We start from the raw sequence: 13,496 nt of genomic DNA, 5'->3' as shown, positions 1-13,496 counted from the left end.
CAAGTATTGCGAGAATGTAACGAATTGTACAAACCCCATACTTTCGTAAAAGCTATGCTATAGTTCGGAAGAATTTCTGTATTCCGAGGGAGAGGTCGAGAGTGCGTCGCTTATATCCGCTGCGCTCCCAATTGTCACGCCAATTTTTATTCATGCTGACCGGCATTTTACTCGCCGTTTTCGCCAGCATGTATGCCTATTCCGTGCCTTTAATTAAGCAGCAAGTGTTTGAAATCGAGCGTAACTCAAGCCGCTTAACACTGAATAATGTGTTTGAAATCGCCAATCGCATGTATGCGAATTTAGAAGATTACCGAACCCAAGCCCTGCACTCGCATCAGCAACAATTAAAAGTCGCGGTGGCGATGGCTGAATCCTATCTGCGCTCTGCCTATCGTGAAGGCTATACCCAAGGTTTGTCAGAAACACAAATTCGTCAACGCGCTTTTTCAGCCTTGCGCGATTTTACCTATGGCAATCATGATTATATCTGGATTACAGGTTACGACGGTATGATGCTCTCACACCCTGATCCGCGCTTTCATGGCAAGGATTCGGCACAAATGCTAGATAGCGATGGGCGTGCCATTGTACCCAATATTGTGCATAAAGTTCGTAAGGAAGGAGAAGGCTTTTATCAGTATTCGTGGCAGCGTCTATCCGGTGATAAGCCTTTGCCCAAGGTGTCGTATGTAAAAAATTATCCTGAATGGGGCTTTGTCATTGGCTCAGGCGTCTATATGGACGATGTAGAAACTGAATTTCAGCTACGCAAAGAACGCTCACTCGCCGAATTACGTGTCGCCTTGCAAAACATCAAAATTGCCAAGACTGGCTATTTGTATGTATTTGATTCTGAAGCACATATGCTATTTCACCCTAATAATAATATCGACCGCACTGAATTTAAAAACTTGCAAAACCCAGTAACCAAACAATCTATTTTCAAAGACCTTATTGCGGTCGCCGACACAGGAAAAGAGCTTTATTATCAATGGGATAAGCCGGATGATCCGGGTAACTATATCTATGAAAAATTAGCCTTTGTGCGCTATCTAAAAGGTTTCGATTGGTATATTGGCTCTTCCGTCTATCTGGAGGAGCTGCGTAGTAGCGCTGCCATTTTGAGTACGCGCTTAATGGCATTAGCGGCTTTGACGATTTTAGCTGCCTTAGGTTTAGCGTATTACTTCATCACTCAAATGACACGCCCGCTAGAACAGCTGGCTAATACCGCTTTACGGGTCAGTCAAGGTGATTTAAGCGCCAAAAGCGGCATTCAACAGGATGGTGAAATCGGCATTCTGGCCAAAAGTTTCGATGGCATGGTCGAGCAACTGAAGACCAATATTGATAGCTTGGATACACAAGTCAAACAACGGACTGACGCTTTATTAGAAACGAATGCCAAAGCGCAGCGTATGAAGGCCGTAGGACAATTAGCGGGCGGATTAGCGCATGATTTTAATAATTTACTCTCGATTATTTTAGGCAATTTATTATTACTCCATGAGCGTCTTCAGGATAAAGAGCTCGCGGCTTATGTTAATCCAGCGATTCGCGCTACACGACGTGGCGCTGATATTACGCAACGTTTACTCGCTTTCTCACGACGTCAGCCCTTACAGCCCGAAACGGTCGATGTGGGACAACTGACCGCCGAAACAGTGGAATTATTGCGTGGCTCTTTACCCAGTCATATTAACTTGAGCTATCTACCTGATCCTAAGACCCCACTCTTAGCAACCATTGACCCCAGTCATTTAGAGAATGCCTTGATCAATTTAGCACTCAATGCCCGCGATGCCATGCCCCAAGGCGGACAACTGAGCTTTGCCGTAACAGCGCTTCAACTGACCGAGGGATTGATCTTCGATGAGTCTGTTCCAGCAGGGCGCTATATTCAAATTCAGGTCATGGATACCGGTACAGGGTTTAGTGAAGATTCGCAGCGCCTAGCCTTTGAGCCTTTTTATAGTACCAAAGTCGGCACGACTAATTCTGGCTTAGGTTTAAGTATGGTTTATGGTTTTGTGAAACAATCGCACGGTTATATTCGCATTGATAGTCAAGCACAACAAGGCGCCACTATTACCTTATTATTACCAGCAGCCTTAGACTATCCCGCACTCGCGGAGCGTGGCAAAGACGATGCCATATCACTTGCTAGCCTACAAGGCCAACTATTCTTATTAGTCGAAGATAATGCCGATGTGCGTGCCGTGGTGCGCCAACAATTAATCAGCTTAGGCGTGCAGGTGGTGGAAGCGGAAGATGCTGAAGAAGGTTTAAGCCTTGCCCAAGCCTTGCCATCATTAGTAGGTCTCGTCTCCGATATTATGTTGACGGGGAAAATGGATGGCTATCAATTGGCGCAACACTTTGCAGCACTTAAACCACTGCCTATCATTGTCTTAATGAGTGGCTATGCTTATCCTGCTGCGCTACACAAATCAAATCTAAGTTTTATACAGCTTCACAAACCTTTCGACCTACAACAACTCAAGCAAGCCCTATGGCAGGCCAGTCAAACGAAGGAGGCTGGATTATGCAAAAACTAATTTATGTGGTGGATGATGAAGCCGATATTTGCCAATTAGTGTGTGCTGAATTAGAACGCTACGGACATCTAGCGCAAGCTTATGGCACAGGTGCTCAGGCACATCTTGCCTTAAAACAAAAGCAGCCCGACTTATTGATTGTGGATTTAGGTCTACCGGACATGGATGGATTGAATCTAGTTCGCCAATTGCAAGATGCTTGCGAAATGGGTGTCATCATTCTATCGGGACGCAATAGCATGACCGATCGGGTCTTGGGCTTAGAGCTCGGGGCAGACGATTATATTAGTAAGCCGTTTGATCCACGTGAATTAGTCGCACGCGCTAATAGTATTTTGCGCCGTATTAATAAATTAGCCAGTGCTTGGCAACAGCAGCACACCCCAAAACGTGCAAGCTTTGGCGCATGGCAATTTGATACGGCGACCCTAACCTTAGTGAATGAAACCGGAAACGCGGAGAGTTTAAGCTCTTCCGAGGCACAACTGCTGCTACAACTGCTCAAATCACCCAAACAAATCCTTTCGCGTGAGCAACTCATGAAAGACAAAGAGGAAGCCTTTGATCGCTGTATTGATGTGCGTATGTCACGCATTCGGAAAAAACTAGAGGATGATCCAGCCGCGCCGCGCCTGATTAAAACCGTCTACGGCGCGGGCTATATGCTGACCGCTGATGTACAGTGGCATTAGCCACTCAGCAAACGAGGTATGAGTAGGGTAATTATCGGCAAGGCAATAATTAAGCTAACCCGAAAAAACTCTACCATTAAGAATGGCACAACACCTTTAAAGGTTTGGCTCATCGGTACATTTTCCGAAAGCGACGAAATAATGAAAACATTCAAGCCCACTGGTGGGGTAATGAGCCCTAGCTCCACCACAATGAGCGCCAGAATACCAAACCAGATTTTTAGATCGTCCGTACTCAAGCCATAAGCTGCATCCGCTGCAGTGACTGCATCTCCCCCATTTAAGTTCACTAAGGTGGGCCAGAAAAAGGGTAAGACCACTAAAATCATCGCTAGTGAATCCATAAAGCAGCCTAAAATAATCAGAATCACCAACATACAGAACAAAATCGTAAAAGGTTCTAAACTGGAACTAGCCGCCCATTCCGCTAAAGCAGAGGGCAAACCAGCACGGGTAAAAAAGCCTTTTAAGACTTCAGCGCCAAATAAAATCAAGTAGATCATCGCGGAAGTCACGGCGGTTTCACGTAAGGATGTCAAAATCCCTTGTGTTGATAGACCTGTGCCAGTACGCCAGCGCATATAAAGACCATAAATAAAGATGACAAACACCCCAACACTGGCAGCCGGTGTAGGGGTAAATAAGCCAAAACCTAAGCCTAAAATAATGCCACCGAAGATCACTAACACCGGAATTAAACGACGATACGCGTCACGGCGCTCCTCGGGTGACATAGGGTGTGGCTCAGGCGCTAAGCTAGGCTTGAAGCGCACTTGTAGAGCAATCACCGCAATAAAAGCAAAAACCGCTAATAAGCCGGGCAAAATAGCGGCTTGGAACATTTGCAAAATACTGCCTTCGACAATAATGGCATAAATAACCAAAGCGACCGACGGTGGAATCAAAATCCCCAAAGTACCACCGGCTGCAAGGGCACCGGTGGCAAGGCTTGGCGCATACCCAAGGCGTTTTAGCTCCGGTAGAGCTACTTTACCCATCGCCGCCGCTGTGGCTAAAGAAGAACCGCAGACCGCACCAAAACCACCACAAGCACCTATCGCTGCCATGGCAACACCACCACGCCGCTTACTCATCAAGGCTTCTAAACCACGAAATAAATCGCGACTTAAATTTGACTGGCTCGCTAAATAGCCCATCAAGACAAATAACGGTACAACAGACAAGTCATAATTGGCCATTGTTGACCAGAGCAGGGTTTTGAATTGCTTCAAATAAGGCTGAAAGCGAATATGGGACGCTACTAAACTGAGCGCGTAGGTACCACCAATACCTACCACAATCATACTGATCCCAACGGGCATACGTAGCATCAGTAATGCAAATAAGATAATCAGGCCAATAATGCCGATCATTTCAGGACTAAGCATGGGTCACCTCGAGCGGTACAGGATCCAGTATTTGCACCAAACACGCGACCGCCCAAAGCAAAAGCGACAAAATGCCCGGAATATAAAAAGGCCATTCCGGCCAACCCAAGACACCTGCCACCGAGTGATCACTGCGTACTTCTAACATGCCTTGTACCATCCACCAGGCTAAAAACAAGACTAAGCAGAAGGTTAAAGCTGCCCAAAGTTTTTCAGTCAAACGCTGTAAACTGGTGGGCAAATATTGGATAAAAATATCAACCGCGATATGCCCGCCTTTGACCTGACATAAAGGAAAAAATAATAAAGCGGCGGAACTCATCGCAAGCTTTACAAAATCTTCATAGCCGGACAGACCCGGAATAGTAAAGCCAAAAGGACTGAGTAAACGGTGTAAAGCGAAAGCGCCTACATTGGTGCTGGTCACTAAAATAATGGCCAATAATAAAATTCCGCCTACTAAAGCAAAAACATCGGCTAGTTTATAAACTATTGCGCGCATAGGCTTACCTGTGATGAATAATCTGTCTTTCGCCTTCCTTGGCAAAAGTAAGATAATTATAAAAGGCGATTATTTGGCAGCAGCGGCAACGGCTGCACGTGCTTTCTCGACTAAAGCAGCGCCATCAAAACCTTTCGTTTTTGACTCTTCAATCCAGCGTGTCACCACGGTTTCATTAGCTTTATCGAACTTTGCTGCTTCTTCGGCAGGTAAGACGATAGTTTCAACTTTGGCAGAAGCCAAGGCATCCACTCCCGTTTTTTCAAAGTCCTCCCACATTTTGCCAATATCAGCGGCCACTTTAGTGCCTGAGTTATCATCAATTACTTTCTTTAACTCATCTGGCAATTCTTTATAACGATCTTTATTCATAGCAAACATGAATATTGCCGTACCAAAGCGCCGTCCTTCTGGCAACTCAGAAATCGACTTATCCATTTCCTGTAATTTCAAAGCGGGCACAATTTCTAAGGTCGTCAAGGCCCCATCAATCGTTCCTTTCGATAAGGCTTCCGGTAATTCCGGAATAGGCATGCTGACTGGTTCAGCGCCCATTGCCTCAATCACCCAAGCGCCTGTCCGTGAAGGGGTACGCAATTTCATTCCCTTCACATCATCAAACGTGCGTACTGGCTTTTTAGCGGAGTGAATCACATTGCCATCATTCGAATGCAGAAATAAAACATGTACATCTTTAAAATCTTCCGCCAATAAATCCATAGAATTATTCAGCGCAATAGTGGTTGCAGTGGCAGAGTCTTTATGCACAGTGGGTAATTCAAAGACCTCGGTACGGGGGAAAGTGCCAGGGTTATAACCTAATAAAGTCCAGACAATATCTGCTGAACCATCACGCACTTGACCGTATAATTCTGAAGGCTTTCCACCCATGGACATGGAGGGGAAAATTTTGACTTCAATACGACCATTGCTTTCTTTGCTGACTTTATTGGCCCACGCCTCAATCATTTGAATATGGGCATTCGATTTAGGGGATAAAAAATGGTGGACTGTTAACGTCACCTCAGCCGCCCAGACACTCGACATTGTCATCACAGTCGCCAACACTGTACGACCGACAAAACGCCATGCTTTCATAACCTCTCCTCTTAATGAAATAGCAAACCGACTTAAAACCGCTATTGATGTAGCGTCTTGATCCTAGCGCTTAAACCAAGCCACCAAGCCCGTTAGCGCTTAAACACTCTCATAAGCTAAGCCCACATATTGTTCAGCAATCACACGGCGCCCAGCCTCCGATTGCAGATAGTAGTTTAATTCAGACTCCATAAAGCGCTTAAAGGTCAAGCTTCCCATATCCGCGACTGGCATACCTTGATAGTTGTGCAGCATATTGCTCATCCACCAAGAAAAACGCTCACCATTCCACACACGGCGTAAAGCAATTTCTGAATAACGCGACGTACAAGCCTTATCCCCTTGCTGATACACCCGCGTCAAAATAGCATACAGTGTAGCAACATCAGAAGCCGCTAGATTTAAGCCCTTAGCACCGGTAGGGGGCACAATATGCGCCGCATCACCCACTAAAAATAGCTGACCATATTGCATTGGTTCGCACACAAATGAACGCAAAGGAGCAATACTTTTTTCAATACTGGGGCCTGTCACCAATTGCTCGGCTAGCTCAGCAGGCAAACGACGCTTTAACTCTTCCCAAAACGCATCATCAGACCAGTCCTCGACTTTTTCAGTCAAAGGAACTTGCAAATAATAGCGGGAACGCGTAGCAGAACGACGGCTGGCTAAAGCAAAACCACGTTCGTGATGACAGTAAATAAGCTCCTCACTCACGGGCGGCGTATCACTTAACACACCTAACCAGCCGAAGGGATAAACACGCTCATGCTCAGTGCGTAAGGCTTGAGGAATGGTTTGACGTGACACACCATGAAAACCATCGCAGCCTGCAATATAATCACAGCTTAGGGTATAGGCTTGACCTTGATAGTTAAAGGTGACACTGGGCTGCTCGGCGTTAACATCATGTAATGCGAGCTCAGACGTTTGATAGTAAGTGCTTAATCCAGCGGCAGCTCGTGCTTCCATCAGGTCTTTGGTAATTTCAACCTGACCATAACACATGACCGTTTTGCCACCGGTTAAACCTTTCAAATCAATATGGGTTAGCTTACCGTTGACCGCAATAGCAAACCCTTCGTGAATCTCACCTTCACGATCCATACGCGCTCCCACACCCGCTTCGCGTACTAGATTTACAAAACCCTGCTCCAAAATACCCGCGCGTATTCGACCCAGCACATAATCACCGGTAACACGTTCCAGAATAATATTGGAAATACCCTGTTTGGCAAGCAATTGCCCCAACAATAAACCTGAAGGACCTGCACCAATAATAGCGACTTGAGTTTTGATCGTTTGCAAGAACACATCCTCCTATCCATTTGGAGAAATATCTTGCGGTAAACAAGCTTGGCTCGCTATTCACTTGTCAGAGGTTTTCTTGTACTTTTTTAACTTAAATAGCGGGTAATAAGCATGGATATTGTAAAAATTAGCGCTATTTAGTACAAAAATACTAAGTATGTTTCTTGTGAAGTTTGCTTTTAGAAAGCTTCAATCTAGTTTAAATGGCACTGGTTCAGTTTTGACTAAAGTTAACCCTGCTTCTTTCCAACCGTCTACACCCTCTTTGTACCAATAAACACGGGTATAACCATAGTCGCGCACGCGCTGCACCGCGTTCCAAGACATCCAACAATCGGCTACACAGTAAAATACTAAAGGTTTTGCCAAATCTTTATTGGTGAGCTTCTCAAGCTGAGCTTTGAACCATTGATTAAACGGTGGTTCTAGGGTGCCATAACCCACATTGGGCAACCAAACACTATTAGGCAAACTTTCATGCGGCTCACTCACCAACCATTCCGAACCAAATCCTTCATCCACCCGCAAATACACTGCCCATACATCAATCAGGATAGGCTTTTCGCTTGCAAGTAGTTTTTGTAGTTTCGCTGTGTTTAACGTAATGCCATTGGGCACACAACTCGGTGTAGGGCTGCGATAATGATCCAGTTTTAAACCCACTGGCATATCGGCAGTGCGAATACATTCATCCGCCTGACAACTGGCCATACTCAAGCATAATAAAAGCAAACACCAAAATTTCATTCGGCTTGCTTTGCGGGCTTTAATTGTTCGGCTTCCAACGCAGGATATAAATGCGCAACGGAGCGCCTTAACTCGCTCTGCGCCAAAGCTAGATCTTTAAACTCTGCTGGAATAGGCGTTGCCATGACTTCTGTCATGTCTAAGCCACTTGCAGCAGCTTCTTGCAAAGTGGTCTGTAGCCAGACTAAATAAGCGCGCGTTTGGGCAATAGGGGCTGGATCTTTAGTGACTTTACCATGCCCGGGCACTAACACCTTAAACGGAATTTTTAATAAAGTCTCCAAGGAATGTTGCCACTGTTGGATATTCGCATGGGGTGTGGTAGCAGCACGATTATGAAACACCAAATCACCACTAAATAAAACACCGGTTGTTTTATCAAAAAGCACTAAATCGCTGTGCGTATGCCCTTGAAAAGCGAGCACCTCTAGGTCGTGCCCACCAATCGTTTCCGTCCCTAATTTAGCGGTTTGTGTTGGTGGAACGAGATGGGTATCGCGCATCCAATCGCCAATCATGCGATACATATTATTGCTAAACATTTCACCTTCTTGTTTTGCCGCTTGAATGGTTTCTGGCAAAGCATAGATGGGCACATCTCTGAAAGCTTGATTACCTAAAAAATGATCGGGATGATGATGGGTAATATAAACACGTATGACTTTTTTACCGGTCTGCTTCTCAATCAAGGCACGTTGCTGTTCACCAAAGCGGCGTGAAGAACCCGTGTCAATGACGATGACACCCTCATTAGTGATAATATAAGCCGCATTAACAATAAACCCGCCATTTTCTTTGGAAAAATCTTCGGTTTTCCCTTCTAATACATAAGTATCCGGCGCAACTTGCTCGGGTGTGAAAGGGTATTCAAAATTCGCTGCCTGCACGGTCACACTGAATGCCAAGCAAGCTAAACCCCATAAGTGCTTCATGGACTAACCTCAGCCTGAATGCGGTTGCCATTATTATCACGCCCTTCTAATTTAAATTGGCTTTGATTGGCCACATCAAAACTCAGCATCGGGTTTTCACTAATCGGTTCGAATAAATCTAATTCTGCGAGTACTTGCCCATCAGCCCCCAACACATTCAGATTCTCAATATGGAAGGTCGGTATGCCAGAGGCTAAGCCTGTATCCATCGGGTGCATCACGCGCACGCGCAAGCGATTTGAGCCATCAGGCCGTTGCCAAACATTGCCTGATACTTTACCCAAGGTTTTGGTCCAATCGCCTGAGGATGTGCCCACACTAGGTAGGGTACACCCGCCACCCGCTGCATTTACCCAAACGCCGCCAACATGCCAAATGCCATCCGGTGTTTTGGCAGCCACATGAATCGGACTGCCCTGTTGTAATTTCATGCGAAATGCTAAATGGGGGCGCATAGCCTTGGGGCGAAAACGCAATACTTGTTGGATAGGATTAAGATCAGCCACCACGACCACTTCTTGGACTTGCTCCAAGCCCTCGACCTGAAAAGCAATGGGTACATTTAGCGAGTCCTCAGCTTCTGGCGGTGCTTCTACTTTAACCTTGCCATCAAATTGGTAAGGCTCAGCTTTTAGAAAGCGCTGATGGACAAAATCCCATTGGGGGGAATTAAAAGGGTCTGGTGGATTAGCCCATCCCACAGGACTGAGCAAAGCCAAGCATAAAATAGCTGCGCGGCGCATACTTAACCTCAATTTTGTGCAGTTGCCTCCGGGGGAGTGGCCGGTGGCGTATAAGTCACTTTATAATTGTCAAAAATTTGCTTGATGTTACCCGCTTTCACTAACTCAGCCATCGCCGCATTCACAGCCTTAGCCAATTCTGCATTGCTTGCTTTGACGGCCACACCCATAGCCCAATTAGTACGGGATAAGCCCGGCGTTACTAAGGATTGAATCTGTAACTGAGCGGGACGCTCCACTAATAAACCCTCCAACTCACCACGTGGCCCCATCACACCCGCAATCTCACCGGCTTTAAGAGCGTCTATCGCCTTAGTCAAATTCTCATAATGTTTAAGTTGCTCGCTAATTTTACCCTGCATGGCTTGTAGTAAATAAAAATCACTTAAGGTATCAATCTCCACACCAATCGGCGCACTCATGAAGCTGGCTAAGGTGGGCTGAGTACCTATCTTGTCAGTATTAAAGGCAAACGCGAGATTTTCGAGTTGATAAGGAGCGACAAATTTGACTTGATCTACTTTTTCAGCAAAGGCGTTATCCACTGGCATATGCAGCATGACATCTGTAACACCACCACCTAAATAATGGCCTTTCCACACATTATTGCGTAGATCATCCTCCACATTTTCGTCCGCTCCGACTAAACGCACCTCACTTTTCACACCGAGTTTAGTAGCCAAAGCATTAGCAATTTCAATATCAATCCCCTGCTGCTTACCATCTTTGACATACGAATAAGGGGGAAAATCTTTATAAACAGAAACGCTTAACACGCCTTTGGCTTTGACATCAGCCAAATCCGCCCATGCCATTGGGCTCGACATGACTAAAGCTAAAACACCCACATTTAATAGCTTTTTCATAAACTCTCCTCTGGATAGGCCACCCTAAGGTGACCATGTCTACATGCCCAAGACGATATAGCAATTTTTAGTAAAACTTTAATAAGGTTAGCTTAGCTAATGTTTTACATACTAGAAATCGGTGTACCAGCTGTAGCAGGGGCTGGACTGCTAGGCGTTACGGTAGTAGCTACATCAGGGCTGGTCGTCGTCGTTGCTGTAGCCGCTGGTGTCGTACTCGTGCTAGTCGCAGAAGCTGCCGCCGCAGGTGCTGGTGTCACAGGTGTAGCAGAAGCTGCTGGGGTTGCTTCAGTGCTAGCCGGAATCGTCGTCGTAGTTGCGGGTGCAGATGTAGCTGCTACGGCTGGGGCATCCACAGAAACCGTCTCTAACCATGAACGAATCGCCCATAGACCTTCTTGACTAACAATACCATCAAATTTCGGCATATAGGTCACGCCATTGCGGATGGCGCCATTCACCATACGCTCTTTAAAAATATCATCACCTTCTTGGCCTAAGGGTAACTTTTCACGCAAATCAGGCGCAATGCCACCTGATACCGCATCAATACCATGACAGCGCGCACAGTTCTGGGCATAAGCATGATGCCCAATCTCAACGGCACGTGGATTACCAGAATAAGGATTGGTATCCACCCATACAGTGGAGTCTTTTAAGGCTTCTAGGCCTGTAATATCAATCGGTTGGGGAGTGACATCGCCGTGGGCAAACACCTGACTTGTTACTAAGCATAAGCCTAAAGCTAACGTTAAAGAAAACGTCTTTTTCATCTAACTAAAACCTCTGATCATCTTTGGACAGTAAACAGCGCGCCAACATCCATAGAACGCGCTGTACTTAATAGTTCGCTTATTGCTTAGCGGCCACAGTAGCAGTATTTGGCAACTTAAATACCCATAAGCTGCCGCCTTGGTTTAAGTTTTTAATACTTTTTGCTACCTCACCGCCCCATAATGGAACAGCACCACCCCAACCGGATGGAACAGCCACAAATTGCTCACCATCTTGTTCCCAAGTGACAGGGCAACCAACTACGCCTGAGCCAGTCTGGAATTTCCAAACCTCTTCGCCTGTTTGAGCATTAAAGGCTTTTAAGTAACCTTCTGGCGTTCCGGTGAAAACCAAATTGCCTGCCGTGGTTAAGACACCACCCCACAGTGGTGCTTTATTTTTGGCTTCCCAAACGATCTTGCCGGTTTTAGGGTCAATTGCACGTAAGGCACCGATGTAATCCTCATTAAGTGGTCTGATGGTAAAACCAGCCCCTAAATAAGCTGCACCTTTTTTATAGCTAATCGGTTCATTCCAAATATCCATGCCCCACTCATTTGCAGGCACATAGAATAAATCGGTGGTTGGACTATAAGCCATCGGCATCCAGTTTTTGCCGCCCAAGAAAGAAGGAGCGGCAAACACCGATTCACCTTTACCCGTATCGGTATTTTTCCCTGGACGATTAGCATCGATATACACGGGGCGACCTGTAGCTAAATCAATTTTCTCAGCCCATGTGATTTTATTCACGAAAGGAGAGGCACTAATTAACTTGCCATTGGTACGATCTAAGACATAGAAAAAGCCATTACGATCAGCGTGAGCACCCGCTTTAATCACTTTTCCATCTGCTTGCTTTAAATCGAAGGAGATAAACTCATTAACCCCGTCGAAGTCCCAACCATCATGCGGTGTCCATTGGTAGTGCCATCTAATCTTGCCATCCGCAGGATTAATCGCGAGTAAGGAAGAAGAATACAAATTGTCGCCGGGGCGTAAATGTGAATTCCAAGGCGATGGATTGCCCGTTCCGAAGAATAAAGAATCCGTTTCGAAGTCATAAGTGCCACCGAGCCATGTGGCTGCACCGCCCGTTTTCCATAAATCGCCCGGCCATGACTTATTCACCTCGCCCGTAATACCGTTGTCTTGACCATTTAACGTACCCATATGGCCTTCTACGGTGGGGCGTGACCACACTAATTTTCCTGTTTTCGCATCACGGGCTTCGACTTTCCCCACCACACCGAATTCACCACCCGATACACCAGTAATGACTAAACCTTTCACTACAATAGGTGCTGCGGTATTTGAATAGCCCGCCTTGTAATCTTCCATTTTCTCTTTCCAAACCACCTTACCGGTGTCTTGATCAAGTGCTACTAATTGTGCATCTAAGGTCGAGAAAATGAATAAATTTTCATACAATGCCCCGCCACGGTTTACCACGTCGCAGCAAGGTAAAATACCATCCGGTAAACGGTGATCGTATTGCCACAACTCCTCACCTGTTTTGGCATCCACGGCGAAAGCACGTGAGTAAGAGGCCGTTACAAAAATTTTGCCATTATGAATCAAGGGTTGGGCTTCTTGACCACGCTGTTTTTCATCGCCATAGGACAATACATAAGCTGGAACTAGATTTTTAACGGTATCAGTATTTAATTTAGTCAAGGGGCTGAAACGTTGCCCTTGTAGGCCAAGGCCATAGCTCACGACGTCATTAGTCGTACCTGGGTCATTGGCAATATCTTGATCTGTCACAGCAGCGAATGAAACGGAACTTGCTAGTGCAGCAGTAATGGTTAAAGCCAGCAAGGCCTTGCGAATAGGATGGTATGCTTTCATAAACCGGACTCTCCTCTAATCGGCAGCAACT

12 protein-coding genes are annotated in these 13,496 nt (G+C 45.9%); 2 read left to right on the top strand and 10 right to left on the bottom strand.

Annotation, left to right across the window (positions count from 1 at the left end; translation table 11 throughout):
* Positions 1–101: 101 nt before the first annotated feature.
* Complete coding sequence (locus A3IE_RS0108110; protein WP_020395108.1) at positions 102–2,561, top strand: cache domain-containing protein; 2,460 nt, start codon at positions 102–104, stop codon at positions 2,559–2,561.
* Complete coding sequence (locus A3IE_RS0108105) at positions 2,549–3,253, top strand: response regulator transcription factor (protein WP_020395107.1); 705 nt, start codon at positions 2,549–2,551, stop codon at positions 3,251–3,253. The genes A3IE_RS0108110 and A3IE_RS0108105 overlap by 13 nt, the downstream gene beginning before the upstream one ends.
* Here A3IE_RS0108105 and A3IE_RS0108100 read toward each other — a convergent pair.
* The 10 genes from A3IE_RS0108100 to A3IE_RS0108055 all read right to left on the bottom strand — a co-directional run bounded on the left by A3IE_RS0108100 (position 3,250) and on the right by A3IE_RS0108055 (position 13,465).
* Positions 3,250–4,641 (bottom strand): TRAP transporter large permease, encoded by a 1,392-nt coding sequence (locus A3IE_RS0108100; protein WP_020395106.1) that lies wholly within the window; start codon positions 4,639–4,641, stop codon positions 3,250–3,252. The two genes, A3IE_RS0108105 and A3IE_RS0108100, sit on opposite strands and share 4 nt — an antisense overlap.
* A complete protein-coding gene (locus A3IE_RS0108095) occupies positions 4,634–5,143 on the bottom strand; it encodes a TRAP transporter small permease (RefSeq protein ID WP_020395105.1) in 510 nt (169 codons plus the stop codon). Before A3IE_RS0108095 ends, A3IE_RS0108100 begins: the two co-directional genes overlap by 8 nt.
* Before the next feature lie 69 nt (positions 5,144–5,212).
* On the bottom strand, positions 5,213–6,241 hold the full coding sequence (locus tag A3IE_RS0108090) for a TRAP transporter substrate-binding protein (RefSeq protein ID WP_020395104.1): 1,029 nt from the start codon (positions 6,239–6,241) through the stop codon (positions 5,213–5,215).
* 99 nt (positions 6,242–6,340) lie between these two features.
* Complete coding sequence (gene pobA / locus A3IE_RS0108085) at positions 6,341–7,555, bottom strand: 4-hydroxybenzoate 3-monooxygenase (protein WP_425425127.1); 1,215 nt, start codon at positions 7,553–7,555, stop codon at positions 6,341–6,343.
* 186 nt (positions 7,556–7,741) lie between these two features.
* On the bottom strand, positions 7,742–8,299 hold the full coding sequence (locus A3IE_RS0108080; protein ID WP_020395102.1) for a rhodanese-like domain-containing protein: 558 nt from the start codon (positions 8,297–8,299) through the stop codon (positions 7,742–7,744).
* Entirely contained in the window at positions 8,296–9,231 is a 936-nt protein-coding gene (locus tag A3IE_RS0108075; protein WP_020395101.1) for a quinoprotein relay system zinc metallohydrolase 1, read from the bottom strand. Before A3IE_RS0108075 ends, A3IE_RS0108080 begins: the two co-directional genes overlap by 4 nt.
* The gene (locus A3IE_RS0108070; RefSeq protein ID WP_020395100.1) at positions 9,228–9,974 is read right to left on the bottom strand and encodes a quinoprotein dehydrogenase-associated SoxYZ-like carrier; all 747 of its coding nucleotides are present in this window, start codon (positions 9,972–9,974) and stop codon (positions 9,228–9,230) included. Before A3IE_RS0108070 ends, A3IE_RS0108075 begins: the two co-directional genes overlap by 4 nt.
* Positions 9,975–9,982: 8 nt before the next feature.
* A complete protein-coding gene (locus tag A3IE_RS0108065) occupies positions 9,983–10,840 on the bottom strand; it encodes a substrate-binding periplasmic protein (RefSeq protein ID WP_020395099.1) in 858 nt (285 codons plus the stop codon).
* 104 nt (positions 10,841–10,944) lie between these two features.
* The gene (gene pedF / locus A3IE_RS23070) at positions 10,945–11,613 is read right to left on the bottom strand and encodes a cytochrome c-550 PedF (RefSeq protein ID WP_020395098.1); all 669 of its coding nucleotides are present in this window, start codon (positions 11,611–11,613) and stop codon (positions 10,945–10,947) included.
* Positions 11,614–11,692: 79 nt separating this feature from the next.
* Positions 11,693–13,465 carry a methanol/ethanol family PQQ-dependent dehydrogenase gene (locus tag A3IE_RS0108055; protein WP_020395097.1) on the bottom strand — a complete coding sequence of 591 codons (1,773 nt, stop codon included), beginning with the start codon at positions 13,463–13,465 and terminating at the stop codon, positions 11,693–11,695.
* Positions 13,466–13,496 lie beyond the last annotated feature (31 nt).

It is taken from the genome of Thiolinea disciformis DSM 14473 (assembly GCF_000371925.1).
GTDB classification, from domain to species: domain Bacteria; phylum Pseudomonadota; class Gammaproteobacteria; order Thiotrichales; family Thiotrichaceae; genus Thiolinea; species Thiolinea disciformis.
The sequence above is the reverse complement of the archived record's forward strand: the minus strand, read 5'-3'. Positions and strand labels throughout refer to the sequence as shown.